This is a genomic window from Mycobacterium sp. NGS66 (genome assembly GCF_059812225.1).
Window position 1 is genome coordinate 19624 of sequence record NZ_JCALCG010000020.1, and the last position, 13991, is coordinate 33614.

The window sequence follows — 13991 nt, forward strand, 5'->3', positions numbered from 1 at the left end:
GCGGCCGGTACACGCCGCGCTGAATTGCCCGCTGAAAACACGGACGGCGCGCGTAGTTTTAGCAGCATGGACTTGCCGCGGGCTTGGCCTCCCGAGCCGAAAGCACATCCGCGGGTGACTTTGACCAACGCCGACAAGGTGCTCTATCCCGCCACCGGAACCACCAAAGCCGAGGTCTTCGCGTACTACACCGCGATCGCCGAGGTGATGGTCCCGCACATTGCGCGGCGCCCGGCCACCCGCAAGCGCTGGCCCAACGGCGTCGAAGAAAGCTCGTTTTTCGAAAAGCAGCTGGCGTCGTCGGCGCCGGACTGGCTGCCGCGCGCCAGCGTGACGCACCGGTCGGGAACCACGACGTATCCGATCATCGAGAGCACCACCGGGCTGGCGTGGATCGCGCAGCAGGCAGCGCTGGAGGTGCACGTGCCGCAATGGCGGTTCGTCGCCGAGTGGACACGCAAAGGTGAGCAGTTAAACCCAGGCCCGGCAACACGATTGGTGTTCGACCTGGACCCCGGCGAGGGCGTGACGATGGCCCAGCTTGCCGAGGTGGCCCGTGCCGTGCGCGAGCTGATCACCGACATCGGGCTGACCACCTTTCCGCTGACCAGCGGCAGCAAGGGACTGCACCTCTACGCGCCGATGGATGAGCCGGTGAGCAGCAGGGGCGCGTCGGTGTTGGCGAAACGTGTTGCGCAGCAACTGGAGAAGACGATGCCCAAGCTGGTCACGTCGACGATGACGAAGAGCCTGCGGGCCGGGAAGGTGTTCTTGGACTGGAGCCAGAACAACGCCGCGAAGACCACGATCGCGCCGTACTCGCTGCGCGGCCGGGAGCATCCGACGGTCGCTGCGCCGCGCAGCTGGGAGGAGCTCGACGACCCCGATTCGCTGCGTCAGCTGCGCTACGACGAGGTGCTGGCCCGAGTGGGTCGCGACGGCGATCTGCTGGCGGCGCTGGACGCCGATCTGCCCGGCGCGGACCGGCTGACCAAATACCGCAGCATGCGAGACGCGTCGAAGACCCCGGAACCGGTGCCAGCGGCCAAACCCGTTACCGGGCATAACAATACGTTCGTCATCCAGGAGCATCACGCGCGACGGCTGCACTACGACTTCCGGCTGGAGCGCGACGGGGTGCTGGTGTCGTGGGCGGTGCCGAAGAACCTGCCCGAGACGTCGTCGGTCAACCACCTGGCCGTGCACACCGAAGATCACCCGCTGGAATACGGCACGTTCGAAGGCAATATCCCCAGGGGCGAGTACGGCGCGGGCAAGGTAATCATCTGGGACTCCGGCACATACGACACCGAAAAGTTCAACGACTCCGGCGAAAAAGGGGAGGTCATAGTCAACCTGCATGGCAGCCGGATTTCCGGGCGCTATGCCCTGATCCAAACCAACGGCGATCAATGGCTGGCGCACCGGATGAAGGACCAGAACTCGTTCGACTTCGACTCGCTGGCACCGATGTTCGCGACCCACGGCTCGGTGGCGAAGCTGAAGGCCAGTCAGTGGGCGTTCGAAGGCAAATGGGACGGCTACCGGCTGCTCGTCGACGCCGATCACGGTGAGGTACGACTGAGGTCGCGCAGCGGACGCGACGTCACCAAGGAATACCCTCAATTACGTTCACTGGCCCGAGGTTTGGCTGACCACCATGTGGTAATCGACGGCGAGCTGGTGGCACTCGACAAGTCCGGTGTACCCAGCTTCAACGAGATGCAGAACCGGGTGCGCGCCACCCGCATCGAATTCTGGGCATTCGACTTGCTTTACCTGGACGGCCGCTCGCTACTGCGGGCCCGTTACTCCGACCGCCGCAAGCTGCTTGAAACACTGGCTGCTGCGGGCGATCTCATCGTTCCCGAGCTGCTGCCAGGTGACGGCAGCGAAGCGCTGGAGTACTCCCGTGAGCACGGCTGGGAGGGGGTGGTAGCCAAGCGTCGCGACTCCACATATCAGCCGGGCCGGCGTTCGGCGTCCTGGATCAAGGACAAGCACTGGAACACCCAGGAAGTCGTGATCGGCGGTTGGCGTGCGGGGGAAGGCGGTCGCAGCAGCGGCATCGGGGCGCTGCTGGTCGGCATCCCCAGCGACGGCGGGCTGCGGTTCGCCGGGCGGGTCGGCACCGGCTTCACCGAACGCGACTTGGCCAGCCTCAAGGCCACTTTGGCGCCGCTGCACACCGACAAATCTCCGTTCGACGCCCCGCTTCCCGCGCCCGACACCAAGCGGGTTACCTTCGTCGAACCGGTTCTGGTCGGCGAGGTGCGCTACAGCGAATGGACCCCGGATAACCGTTTACGACAACCGAGTTGGCGGGGACTGCGGCCGGACAAGAAACCGAGTGAGGTGATGCGCGAATGAAATGGGTGACGTATCAAGGCCCGGACGGCGGTGAGCGCACCGGCGTGTTGTCCGGCGACCTGATCCACCCCATGCCGCCCGGCGTGACGCTGCTCGAGTTGATCGGCCGAGGCGCCGACGGGCTACGCGAGGCCGGCGAGCAGGCAATGGCTTCCGAGCCGGTTGCTCTGGCCGATGTGCGGTTGCGCGCGCCCATCCCTCGCCCGCCGTCGATCCGGGACTCGCTGTGCTTCTTGGATCACATGCGCAACTGCCAGGCCGCACTCGGTGCCGGACGGGTACTGGCTGACACCTGGTACCGCATACCGGCGTTCTACTTCGCCTGCCCGGCAACCGTGCTCGGCCCCTACGACGACGCGCCGACGGCTCCCGGAAGTGCTTGGCAGGACTTCGAATTGGAGATCGCCGCGGTTATCGGTATCGAGGGCAGGGACCTCACGGTGCAGGAAGCCGAACGAGCCATCATCGGCTACATGATCTTCAACGACTGGTCCGCGCGCGACCTGCAGCAGCTGGAGGGCCAGTTGGCGATCGGGCAAGCCAAGGGCAAAGACAGCGGAGTCACGTTGGGCCCCTACTTGGTTACGCCGGATGAGCTCGAGGGCTACCGGCGCGACGGCAAGCTCGACCTTCGAGTGCGCGCTCTGGTGAACGACGCGGTGATCGGTACCGGGTCCACCGCGCAGATGGACTGGACCTTCGGCGAAGTCATTTCCTACGCCTCACGCGGGGTGACGCTGCTGCCCGGCGACGTCATCGGCTCCGGCACGGTGCCCACCTGCACACTCGTCGAACACCTGAGTCTTACTGCGCTGGAATCATTTCCGGGCTGGTTGCACGACGGCGACGTGGTCACCCTGCAGGTGCAGGGGTTGGGCGAGACCCGCCAAACCGTCCGCGCCAGTCGCGCGCCACACCCGCTTGCGCCGCGCCCCAACCCCGATGCCCCAGCCACCCCGCGTCGGGTCAATCGCGCGCCGGCGCGGGTGCCTTATACGCGGGGGCTGCACGAGGTGGGTGACCGGGTGTGGGCGTGGACATTGCCGGATGGGGGCTATGGCTGGAGCAACGCCGGGCTGGTCGCCGGGGAGGGCGCTTCGCTGCTTGTCGACACCCTTTTCGACCTGACGCTGACCCGCGAGATGCTGACCGCGATGAAGCCCATCACCGATGGCGCACCCATTACCGACGCGGTGATCACCCACTCCAATGGCGATCACACCCACGGCAACCAGGTGCTGGACTCGTCGGTGCGAATCATTGCCGCCAAGGGCACCGCCGAGGAGATCGCACATGGCATGCCGCCGGAGATGCTGGTGATGACGCAGACCGCCAACCTCGGTCCCGTCGCAACTCCGTATTCACGAGAACGCTTCGGGCACTTCGACTTCAGCGGCATCAAGGTGCGCAACGCCGATTTGACGTTCGATCGCGAGCTCAGCGTTGAAGTCGGCGGTCGGCAGGTCAAGGTGCTGAACCTGGGTCCGGCCCACACCGCCGCCGACTCGGTGGTGCACGTACCCGACGCCGGCGTGCTGTTCGGCGGTGACCTGTTGTTCATCGGCTGCACGCCGATCGTCTGGGCCGGCCCGATCGCCAACTGGATTACGGCCTGCGACACCATGATTGCCCTGGATGCGCCGACGGTGGTGCCCGGCCACGGTCCGGTCACCGACCCGGACGGCATCCGCGCGGTCCGCGGGTATCTCGCTCACGTCTGCGAACAAGCCGAGGCCGCCTACCGCAAAGGCCTGTCGTGGTCGGAGGCCGCCGACGCCATCGACCTCGGCGAGTACGCGACCTGGCTGGACGCCGAGCGCGTCGTCGTCAACGTCTACCAGCGCTACCGTGAGCTCGACCCTGACACGCCGCAACTCGAGGTAATGGCGTTGCTGGTGATGCAGGCGGAGTGGCTGGCCAAGCGATAACCAGCAGTGCGTTGCCGCGAAAGTGCAACTGCCAATGCATTTCCCGAGTAACGGCGTCGACAGTTGCGCTCTCGCAGCGGCTTTTTCTCAGCCGGCAGCTTTGGGATGAGGGCTGGCAATGCAAGGATGGAGCGGATGGGCGAATGGGTCTTTTTCATGCATCCTCCGCGCGACAACTTCATGGCCACCATGACCGAGGCCGAGCGTTCGACGTTTGCCGCTCATGCCGACTGGCTGCGTGCGCTATTGGCCGACGGCATCCTGATCGCGGCAGGGCCGTGCCTGGGCCCAGTCAACACCGGAATCATGATCTTCGAGGCACCCGACGAAGAGGCGGCGCAGAGCATCGTCGCCCAGGAGCCGGTGACCAGCGGCGGGTATATGCGCGGCGAGCTACGGCCGTACTGGCTCGGCACACTGCGCGGACGTGACCAATAGTCAACGCCGACACCGCCGGCGACCGGTGTTCCGCGCGTGCCTCGACTGGACCGAGCGACGCACCCACCTCGGAGGCGCGGCTACGGTGCCGGTATGACTGCTGTCGAACTTGGAACTCTCGAGGATGAGATCGCCCTGATCACCTTGAACCGCCCGCGGCGCCTGAACGCCATCGACGGGTCGCTGATCGATGCGATGGACGATTGCTTGGACGCGCTCGGCTCGGGCGAATACCGCGTCGCGATCCTGACGGGCGCCGGCCGCGGATTTTGCGCCGGCGCAGACCTGTCCGGCACCGGCGAGGCCTGGACCAAACCGAAGCCCACCAGCCCGCCGTTCAAGGCCAGTTATGACGCTCAGGTGCGCCTGGCCGAACAGTACATCCGGCTCTACGAGCTACCCATCCCGGTGATCGCCGCGGTGAACGGCGTTGCCGTCGGTGGGGGGCTCGCCTTCGCCTTGCACTGCGATATCCGGATCGCTTCGGAGGCCGCGCGGTTCGGCTCGGTGTTCATCAAGGCGGGATTTTCGTCGATGGACATGGGCACCAGTTATCTGCTGCCGAAGATCGTCGGAGCCGGCGTGGCGCGCGAACTGATGCTGACCGGTCGCATCATCGACGCAGCCGAGGCCTATCGCATCAAGCTGGTGCATGAGGTGGTCGCGCCGGACCATCTGATCACCGCGTCATTGAACATGGCGCGGTCGATCGCGGAAAACAACGCATTTGGGGTGTGGCAAACCAAGATTGGGCTCAATACCGCACTCGATGCGCCCAGCTTGCGGCACGCCATCGAGATCGAGAACCGCACGCAGATGCTTACCGGCTTCACGAACAATCCGGCCGAAGCCGCCAGGGCGCACCAAGAAAAGCGGTCGCCCAAATGGGATCGGCTCTAAACACTGCGTGCGCCCACGGAGCCGCAGCAGTCACATCAGCCACACCAGTCCCTGCAAGGGTCGACCAGTGATTCTGTAAGTCGCTATCGCCCGTGATATCGACTTGCTGACCGCAATATGCCGCAGTTTCCTGGTACTCAAGTGGCAGGTGTGACGAGTCGCGAGCGAGGTTTGGGACTGTGGGGGCCCCTGCGCCCGACTTGGACTGCGCGGCAACCGCCGCCTTAGACCTTCGAGATCACCTTTTCGGCGTAGCGCTCCAGGTGACGGATCTTCTTTTCCAGTGGTTCGGTGTCGGGCCCCTTGATGTAGGGGTACCGGAAGCCGACGATGGCGTCGGTGACGCCCTTGTCTTCGAGTCGTTTGATGCCGTCCACCGTGTAGGCGTCCATCGAGATGACGTGGATCTCGAACGGTCCGGTCTTGTCCTCTTCCTCGCGGTATTTCTTGACTTTCGCGATGAGCCGGTCGAGTTCCTCGGGGGTGCTGCCGCCGCCGTGCATCCAGCCATCCAATCGAGCTGCGCGCCGTAGCGCAGCATCGGCATGACCGCCGACCAGGATCGGGATCGGCTGGGTGGGCGCGGGGCTCATCTTCGTCTTCGGGATGTCGTAGAACTCGCCGTGAAACTCGAAGTATTCGCCGGTGGTCAGGCCCTGCACTATCGCAATGCACTCGTCCATCCGCTTCCCGCGGTTCTCGAAGGGAATGCCCAGCAGTTCGTAGTCCTCCGGCCACGGGCTGGTCCCGACGCCGAGCCCCAGGCGATTGCCGGTCAGCGCGGCCAGTGAACTCGCCTGCTTGGCGGTCAGCGCTGGATGCCGGACCGGCAGTTTGAGGACGAAGGAGTTGAACCGCAGCGTTGTCGTCACCGCGCCCAGCGCGGCCATCAACACAAACGCCTCGATGATCTCCTTGCCGTCCAGGAATTCCCGGCTGCCATCGGGCGTATACGGGTATTTGGAGTCGGACTCGAAGGGGTAGGCGAGGCTGTCGGCGATCGTCATGCTGTGGTACCCGGCGTCTTCCGCGGCCTTGGCCAGTGGAATGTAGAACGAAGGGTCAGTCAATGACTCCGCAAAGCTGAACCGCACGATGATCACCTTCCGCGAACGGGCATTAGCACGACAGTAGAACGTGTTCTAATTCGGCCCGCGACTGGGTGCTGCTAGAGCTGGTTATCCGGACCGATGATCGCCCACACCGTCTTGCCCGACGCGGTGGGTGTACTGCCCCAATCCCGCGACAACGCCCCGACGATCGCCAGGCCCGATACGTCGATCCCCTTCGCCGGCGACTCCAGCCGCATCGCGGGCGTCGAACTGGTGTCCGATACGGCGATGGTCGCGGAGCGGCCGTCGCACTCGATGATCATCAGCGGTTGACTATCGGTGTGTTCCAGCACGTTCTCGATGAACACGTTGACCACCACCAGGGCGACCGGGATGAGCCCGGGCTGCGACCAGGCGGTGAACCACTCGCGGACCAGCTGACGCGACTCCCGAAGGCTGCTCAGGTGGGCGGGCAACTCCGCTTTGGCCCGGTGAACCTTGGTGCGCGCGAGTCGGGCGACGGCCTTCAGCGCCGTCTTGTCGGTGGCGAACACCGGCAGCAACCGGGCCACCCCGCTGCGTTCGATCACCTCACGGCTGGTGCGGTTCGCGCAGACCAGCAGCACCGGAATATCGGGTCTGCGGTCGTTCTGCCAGCGTGCGCTCATCAGCGTCGACCACGCGGACTCCTCCGGTGCTCGAAGCGCGGTGACGTCGACAATCACCGCTGACGGCCCTTGGCGGATCGCCTTGAAGATGCTGTCCAGCAACGCCGCTGAATTGGCGGTGTCCAACACACCGTCGACGGTCAGCACGACCGCCGACTCCTCGGTTCGGGACACCACGGCCAACGAGTTGGCCGAACCTGCGATCGCGCTCACCGCACCCACCCGTCCCGTTCCATCTGGCGCTCCTTGAATTGCGACCTGGTCGAATGCCGACGAATGCCGCCTCTCGGCGGCACAAAACTTCTGATGTCTCCTAAACCATCGTCGACGTGCGAGCCGGTTGACAGCACGGCCCTGGGCGTGAACACCTTGCTAACGCCGAACATGTCGATCTCGTCGTGTCTGGCCCTCCGCTGCGCGCAACACTAACGTCAATTACCCACTTGGGCTGTGTGGGAACCTCGAGGGTCAGCCTATCCGCATTCCCCGGATGTCGACAGCTAAGAAATCCGTCGTGTCTCAAGCTCGGCTCAGCTGGTACGGAGGCGCGCCTACCCCAGCGATCGAGTGGGTGCCCCACGGTGTCTGCTCGACGATGCGTGCCGGGACGCTGCGTTCGCCGACGGTCAACGTCACGCCCCGGGTCTGTTTGAGCGCGTCGTCGGGGAGCGAACTGAATACCGTGCCCTGCCAGTGGTAGCGCCCGTCGATGGGATCGAGACGGCCCCGCAGCCGAACCCGCACCGGGTGGACGACGCCGGCAATGGTCAGCGTCGCGTCGCCGTCGTAGGTCCCGTCGTCGTCGGCCGGCCCGGCGGTCACGTCGAACGCCTTGGCCGCCCGATAGGGGCGGTCCGGTCCCAGATGCGCGCGTTCGTTGAAGACCTGCTGGCTGCTGCGTAGCACCTCGATGCGGGTGCGGCCGTCGCGGTGCAACAGTTCCACGCATTGCGCGACGAAGCGGGTCTGCATGTCGACATCGGGTCCGGTGATGAAGAAGTAGTTGGGAAAACCGCGGACGGCGACCCCCAGGTATGGCTCCATGCCGTCGTACCAGGTCTGTCGGATGGTCGCGCCACCGGCGCCGACCAGCGCCTCGTCGGGCAGCCATGCGGGAACCTGAAAGCCGGTGCCATAGACGATGGCGTCGACGCGGTGCTCGACGCCATCGCGGGTGCGGATGCCGGTGGGCGTCAGCGTGTCGATCGGCGAATCGATCACCGAAGGTCCCTGACTACCCCCGGTGTGGGCGCGTAGCCAGCGCAGGGCCGGGACGGTGCGCAGCGGGATCCAGGGCGACATGTGCGTGACCACCCAGCGCGGGGCGTGTGCGAACACGGTGACCGATGCCGTGGGGTCGGCCTTGAGCCGGCCGATGTGGTAGCCGGCGCTGGCATCCGTGCCCACCATCGCGATGCGTTTGCCCACCGGATCGAAATCGGCGCCCCAGGCCGCTGCGTGGAATGATTCCCCGCGAAAGTCGTTGCACCCGTTAAGCTTTGGTACCCACGGGACAAACGGCGGACGGTGTGCGGCGATCACCACCCGACTCCGGAACGTCGCACCGGCACTGGTCCGCAACGTCCAGGTGTCGGTGTCGTCGTCGAACACCGCGCCGACGACCTCGCAGCCGGGCCTCAACCTGCCGGCCGTCCAATCGTCCCCGGTGGGTGCCTTGTCCAAGATCAGGAAGTCGGTGATACCGGCGGCCAGCAGCTGGTTTGCTGCCGCCCGGCCGGCGGACCCGGCACCGACGACGACCGCCGTGGCCGTCACAGAAAGTTGGTCCGCTTCCAACCGAAGCGGGCGATCGGACCGAGCAGCCCCACCTCGGCCAAGAACGCGGCCAGCGGGGCGAACCCGGCCTTGTGCACCTCGTGCCGGTGGGGGCTGCTGCGCGCGAGCTTGCGTGCCCGCGCCGGATCCAGACCCACTCGCGCGTACGGGATCGGGTTGTTGAACAGGTAGCGGAAGAAGTAGCCGCCCAGCCCGTTGAAGTTGGCCATCCACCATCTGTTGAGCCGAGGCATGGTCTGCACTCGCTTGCGCGCGCCGTCGCGGGCGAACTGGATGTGCCGGGCTTCCTCGGTGACGTGGATGCGCATCAGGCGCTGGATCATCGGCTGCAGTTCCGGGTCGTCCATCATCTGGCGCTGCAGCGAGTCGAAGATCTCCTCGCCGATCAGGGCGGCCACCCACAACATCGAGCCGCGCTGGAACACCAGCGGCAGGAGGTTGATGATCATCCGATGGAACCGCCGCGGCTGTACCGGCTTGGCGCCCATGCGCTCGATCGCCTTGCCGAACATCACCATGTGGCGGGTCTCGTCGCCCAGCTCGGTCAGCTTGTAATGGACCGTCTTGGAGGTGGGGTCCTCGTGCAGGATGGTGCGCAGCAAGGACTGGTTGAGCATGTTCTCGAACCAGATACCGGCCGAGAGCGTGTTGACCATTTCCTGACGAGACAGCTCGATCTGCTGCTCGCGGGTCATCTCGTCCCACATCGGGGTGCCGTAGAGGGACACCAGCCGGGGTGGCAGGAAGAACTTGTCCGGGTCCAGCGGCGCATCCCAGTCGATATCGACGACCGGCTCGTATGACTTCTTGACCGAGCCCTTGAGCAGACGCTCGGAGAACTCTTCGCGGCTCGGCCCGTCCGGTTTGACCGCAGTGGTCATCGTTAATGTCCCTTCGGTGCTTTTGGGCTGTCGGGAAATCAATCGATAGTCAATACGCATGGTATCCGGTACCAGAGGTATCGGCTAGAGGTTTGGCCGCATCGATTCGAATACGCTTGCCGGGTGAGCCGACGTATTCACGTCATCGGCATCGGCGTGGGGGACCCCGACTTCCTGACCGTCCAGGCCATCGAGGCGCTCAACGACACGCAGGTCTTCTTTGCGATGGACAAGGGCGAAACCAAAAGCGATCTGCTGACGCTGCGCCGGCAGATCTGCGCGCGGTTCATCCGCGAGCCGGGCTATCGATTTGTCACGCTCTCCGACCCGTCCCGCGCGGCGGATACCGACTACCGCCAGGCGGTGTCAGATTGGCATGCGGCGCGAGCCCGGGTTTGGGCGTCGGCGATTGCCGCCGAACTGGGCCCGGACGGCGTGGGGGCCTTCCTGGCCTGGGGTGACCCGTCCCTGTACGACAGCACGCTACGCATCCTGGACGCCGTCGCCGCGGAGACCGACATCGACTATGACGTCATTCCCGGCATCACGGCGGTCCAGGCCCTGACGGCCCGGCACCGCATCCCGCTCAACGAGGTTGGCGAACCGGTGCTGATCACCACGGGCAGGGCGCTGCGCGCGCACGGACTGTCGGGCTCGGCGGTGGTGATGCTCGACGCCGACTGCTCCTTTCAGGTTTGCCCGGCCGACACTTTGATCTGGTGGGGCGCGTATTTGGGCACCGCCGACGAGTTGCTGGTGGCGGGGCGTGTGGGCGACGTCGGCGCGCGTATCCAGGCCCTGCGTGCCGATGCCCGCGCGCGGCACGGCTGGATCATGGACACCTATCTGCTCAGGGCGCCGTGACAGATGGACACGTCGCTGCGGCAATCGGCAGACTGGTCGCGTGCCCGAACTCCCCGAGATCGAAGCGCTGGTTGACCATTTGCGGCGCCACGCGGTCGGTCTGACCGTCGGCCGCGTCGATGTCGCCGCGCTGTCGGTGCTGAAGACCTTCAACCCGCCGATCACCGCGCTGCACGGCCAGACCGTCGAGGGAGCCCAGCGCTGGGGCAAGTATTTGGGCCTGCGCGCGGGCGAACTGTTTCTGATCGCGCACTTGTCGCGGGCAGGCTGGCTGCGCTGGTCGGAGCAGCTGGCCGCCGCGCCGTTGCGGCCGGGCAAAGGACCGATCGGGCTGCGCGTCCACCTGGGCACCCCGGGAAGCGCACCGGGTTTCGACCTCACCGAGGCCGGCACCCAGAAGCGGCTGGCGGTGTGGCTGGTCGAGGAACCGAAGCAGGTGCCGGGCATCGCCGCGCTGGGCCCGGACGCGCTGGAGCTCAGCCCCGACGACCTGGCCCGGCTGATGGCCAGCAACACCGGCCGCATCAAAACCGTCATCACCGACCAGAAGGTGATAGCCGGCATCGGCAACGCCTACAGCGACGAAATCCTGCACGTCGCCAAGATCTCGCCGTTCGCGACGGCCGCGAAGCTCACCGACGAACAGCTCACCACCCTGCACGACGCGATGGTGTCGGTGCTGACGGACGCGGTGAGCCGCTCCGTCGGCCAGGGCGCCGCCATGCTCAAAGGCGAGAAGCGCTCAGGACTGCGGGTGCACGCCCGCACCGGATTGCCGTGTCCGGTGTGCGGAGACACCGTCCGTGAAGTGTCGTTCGCGGACAAGTCTTTTCAGTACTGCCCGACCTGCCAGACCGGCGGCAAGGTGCTCGCCGACCGGCGCATGTCGCGGCTGCTGAAGTAGCCGATATGCTGCCCGGGTGACTCGCCAGAAGATCCTCATCACCGGGGCCAGTTCCGGCCTGGGCGCCGGAATGGCGCGTGCCTTCGCCGCCCAGGGTCGCGACCTGGCGTTGTGCGCCCGTCGCACCGACCGGCTCGACGAGCTGAAAACCGAACTGTCCCAGCAATATCCGCAAATCAAGATCGCGGTCGCCGCCCTGGACGTCAACGACCACGAGCAAGTGCCCAAGGTATTCGCCGAGCTGGCCGACGAGTTGGGCGGCATCGACCGCATCATCGTCAACGCCGGCATCGGCAAGGGCGCCAAGCTGGGCTCCGGCAAGCTGTGGGCGAACAAGGCGACCATCGAAACCAACTTGGTGGCGGCGCTCGTCCAGATCGAGACCGCGCTGGAGATGTTCCACAAAAGCGGGTCGGGCCATCTGGTGCTCATCTCCTCGGTGCTCGGCAACAAGGGTGTGCCGGGTGTCAAGGCCGCCTACGCGGCGAGCAAGGCCGGCGTGCGGTCGCTCGGCGAATCGCTGCGCGCCGAGTACGCCAAGGGTCCCATCAAGGTCTCGGTGATGGAGCCCGGCTACATCGAGTCGGAGATGACGGCCAAGTCGGGCAGCACAATGTTGATGGTGGACAACGAGACTGGCGTCAAAGCACTCGTCGGCGCGATCGAGCGCGAGCCCGGCCGAGCCGCTGTGCCGTGGTGGCCCTGGGCGCCGCTGGTGCAGCTGATGCGAGTGCTGCCGCCGCCTTTGACCAAGCGCTTCGCCTGACGCTTTTCCGTGCGCGAGGGTGCGCAAATGTACGTGATATGTCGAGTAAGTGCGTGCATTTGCGCACCCTCGCGCTACTAACTCAGTGCGGTACTGGTGTGTAATGCGCTGCGTCGGTGGTGAATTCGGGCCTGCCGTAGGTCGCCAGCCGTAGCTTGAGCAACCCGATCACGTATGCGTCGGTGATGTCCCGCAGCACGGGGATACGGCTGGCATGGCTGACGGCGGTGAAACGCCCGATGATGAACGGCGCGGTCAGGGCGACGAGCAGGAGATCCGTTGGGCCGAGTGAGACGCCCATGGCCTCGGCGATGTCGCGATCACCTCCGCAGAACGTGCGGACGAACGTCAGCTTGCTGAAACTCTTCTCGACCGCTTCCGCGCAACGGTCGAACAGAGTGGTGTCCGGGCGCAGATACGCCGCCATCGTCCCGCGGACGAGTTCGCGGCAGATGTCGTCGAATCCGTCACGGAGCAACGCCGAACGAGCATGCATGACGTGCATGATGTCGGCGGGTTCTGAGGGCAGCAGTTCCGGTGGCAGGCCGAGGAGAAAACAGCGATACCTGGCGAATTCGACGACGGCGCGTTCCTCTTTGGTGAACTTCGTCCGGCCTTGTTGACGAGCCTTGCGGGCCAACAGGTACTGCCCGATCATCCCGGCGGGCATCTGGTCGACCTGCGGCACCGGCATGCCGTAGACCGAGACGTCCCATTTGCCGGACTTTTTCAGGGCGTTGTAGCGGACCATCGAGTGCATCAGGCGGACCATGGCGGCGGCTTCGAAGCCGGGGCCGTACCTGTCCAGCGCACCGGGCAGGGTGGTGACGGCGAAGAAACTGGCCGTCTCGTTGACCCGCCGGGCTGCGCGTTTGCCCGAGAGTGCGCCGGTCAGCGCCATCGGGAGCGCGGCGTAGGTGTTGGTGAAGGTCGCGATGAACGCTCCGCGGGTAATGAATGGGGCCAGTAGCGCCGCGGGGATGCGCTCTTGCCGAGCGCCTTCGCGGACCAGGTCGAAGTCGATCCACTCGGGGGTGTCCTCCATTGCGGCGATGAACGACACCAGCTCGTCCGGCGCCTCAGGTACCGCCTCGATGCCCTCCCGGCAGGCGCGCTTCAGCATGTCGATCAGCTGCGTGACGCTGTGCGTATTCATCAGTGCCGCATAGGGATCGGCGACGACGTCGCCGAGCAGGGTGGCCGTGCTGATCAGTTCCATTACGCGGTCGTCGGCCAGGATCGGCGCGCGATCGGCTACCCAGGCGGGCAGTGCGGAGTCGACGTCGGGTTCGGTGGCCAGGCGATCCGGCTGCTGGTCGAAATCAAAGTCGCCGTACAGGTCGGGCTGCAAATCGCGCTGGCTTCGGACGCGTTCGGCGAGTTCGGGGTAGTACGCGACCATCACAACCTCCGGCTAACTAAC

Annotated in this window: 12 protein-coding genes and 1 pseudogene; 8 read left to right on the forward strand and 5 right to left on the reverse strand. The window is 65.6% G+C overall.

Annotated features, from left to right (window positions below):
- The first annotated feature begins 66 nt into the window (after positions 1–66).
- The 4 genes from AC5Y2L_RS26655 (at position 67) to AC5Y2L_RS26670 (ending at position 5636) form a co-directional block, all read left to right on the forward strand.
- Complete coding sequence (locus AC5Y2L_RS26655) at positions 67–2370, forward strand: ATP-dependent DNA ligase (RefSeq protein WP_499937872.1); 2304 nt, start codon at positions 67–69, stop codon at positions 2368–2370.
- On the forward strand, positions 2367–4298 hold the full coding sequence (locus AC5Y2L_RS26660) for a fumarylacetoacetate hydrolase family protein (RefSeq protein ID WP_499937874.1): 1932 nt from the start codon (positions 2367–2369) through the stop codon (positions 4296–4298). The genes AC5Y2L_RS26655 and AC5Y2L_RS26660 overlap by 4 nt, the downstream gene beginning before the upstream one ends.
- Positions 4299–4433: 135 nt before the next feature.
- Complete coding sequence (locus tag AC5Y2L_RS26665) at positions 4434–4736, forward strand: YciI family protein (protein WP_499937876.1); 303 nt, start codon at positions 4434–4436, stop codon at positions 4734–4736.
- A 93-nt stretch (positions 4737–4829) separates the two neighbouring features.
- Positions 4830–5636 carry an enoyl-CoA hydratase/isomerase family protein gene (locus AC5Y2L_RS26670; RefSeq protein WP_499937878.1) on the forward strand — a complete coding sequence of 269 codons (807 nt, stop codon included), beginning with the start codon at positions 4830–4832 and terminating at the stop codon, positions 5634–5636.
- 224 nt (positions 5637–5860) lie between these two features.
- Here the strand turns inward: AC5Y2L_RS26670 and AC5Y2L_RS26675 are convergent, their stop codons facing one another.
- From AC5Y2L_RS26675 to AC5Y2L_RS26690, 4 genes are all read right to left on the reverse strand, one after another.
- The gene (locus AC5Y2L_RS26675) at positions 5861–6730 is read right to left on the reverse strand and encodes a TIGR03619 family F420-dependent LLM class oxidoreductase (RefSeq protein ID WP_499937880.1); all 870 of its coding nucleotides are present in this window, start codon (positions 6728–6730) and stop codon (positions 5861–5863) included.
- 74 nt (positions 6731–6804) lie between these two features.
- Positions 6805–7578: an STAS domain-containing protein gene (locus tag AC5Y2L_RS26680; protein ID WP_499937882.1), complete on the reverse strand. Its 774-nt coding sequence runs from the start codon at positions 7576–7578 to the stop codon at positions 6805–6807.
- A gap of 297 nt (positions 7579–7875) precedes the next feature.
- Complete coding sequence (locus tag AC5Y2L_RS26685) at positions 7876–9132, reverse strand: DUF4873 domain-containing protein (RefSeq protein WP_499937884.1); 1257 nt, start codon at positions 9130–9132, stop codon at positions 7876–7878.
- On the reverse strand, positions 9129–10034 hold the full coding sequence (locus tag AC5Y2L_RS26690; protein WP_499937886.1) for an AurF N-oxygenase family protein: 906 nt from the start codon (positions 10032–10034) through the stop codon (positions 9129–9131). Before AC5Y2L_RS26690 ends, AC5Y2L_RS26685 begins: the two co-directional genes overlap by 4 nt.
- A 123-nt stretch (positions 10035–10157) precedes the next feature.
- Here AC5Y2L_RS26690 and cobF point away from each other — a divergent pair, with 123 nt between their 5' ends.
- The 4 genes and pseudogenes from cobF (at position 10158) to AC5Y2L_RS26710 (ending at position 12568) form a co-directional block, all read left to right on the forward strand.
- On the forward strand, positions 10158–10898 hold the full coding sequence (gene cobF / locus AC5Y2L_RS26695) for a precorrin-6A synthase (deacetylating) (RefSeq protein WP_499937887.1): 741 nt from the start codon (positions 10158–10160) through the stop codon (positions 10896–10898).
- Positions 10843–11175 (forward strand): annotated as a pseudogene (locus AC5Y2L_RS26700) (DNA-formamidopyrimidine glycosylase family protein); the annotation flags it as partial. The gene cobF and the pseudogene AC5Y2L_RS26700, both read left to right, overlap by 56 nt.
- Before the next feature lie 159 nt (positions 11176–11334).
- Positions 11335–11802: a zinc finger domain-containing protein gene (locus tag AC5Y2L_RS26705; RefSeq protein ID WP_499938085.1), complete on the forward strand. Its 468-nt coding sequence runs from the start codon at positions 11335–11337 to the stop codon at positions 11800–11802.
- 16 nt (positions 11803–11818) lie between these two features.
- Positions 11819–12568, forward strand: coding sequence for an SDR family oxidoreductase (locus tag AC5Y2L_RS26710; RefSeq protein WP_499937889.1), 750 nt, complete (start codon positions 11819–11821; stop codon positions 12566–12568).
- Positions 12569–12650: 82 nt separating this feature from the next.
- Here the strand turns inward: AC5Y2L_RS26710 and AC5Y2L_RS26715 are convergent, their stop codons facing one another.
- Complete coding sequence (locus AC5Y2L_RS26715; protein WP_499937891.1) at positions 12651–13970, reverse strand: oxygenase MpaB family protein; 1320 nt, start codon at positions 13968–13970, stop codon at positions 12651–12653.
- Positions 13971–13991: the final 21 nt, after the last annotated feature.

Excerpts from the sequence above, each read along its gene's own strand:
- AC5Y2L_RS26655 (WP_499937872.1), top strand. The coding sequence starts at position 67 with ATGGACTTGCCGCGGGCTTGGCCTCCCGAGCCGAAAGCACATCCGCGG.
- AC5Y2L_RS26660 (WP_499937874.1), top strand. The coding sequence starts at position 2,367 with ATGAAATGGGTGACGTATCAAGGCCCGGACGGCGGTGAGCGCACCGGC.
- AC5Y2L_RS26665 (WP_499937876.1), top strand. The coding sequence starts at position 4,434 with ATGGGCGAATGGGTCTTTTTCATGCATCCTCCGCGCGACAACTTCATG.
- AC5Y2L_RS26670 (WP_499937878.1), top strand. The coding sequence starts at position 4,830 with ATGACTGCTGTCGAACTTGGAACTCTCGAGGATGAGATCGCCCTGATC.
- AC5Y2L_RS26690 (WP_499937886.1), bottom strand. The coding sequence starts at position 10,034 with ATGACCACTGCGGTCAAACCGGACGGGCCGAGCCGCGAAGAGTTCTCC.
- AC5Y2L_RS26715 (WP_499937891.1), bottom strand. The coding sequence starts at position 13,970 with ATGGTCGCGTACTACCCCGAACTCGCCGAACGCGTCCGAAGCCAGCGC.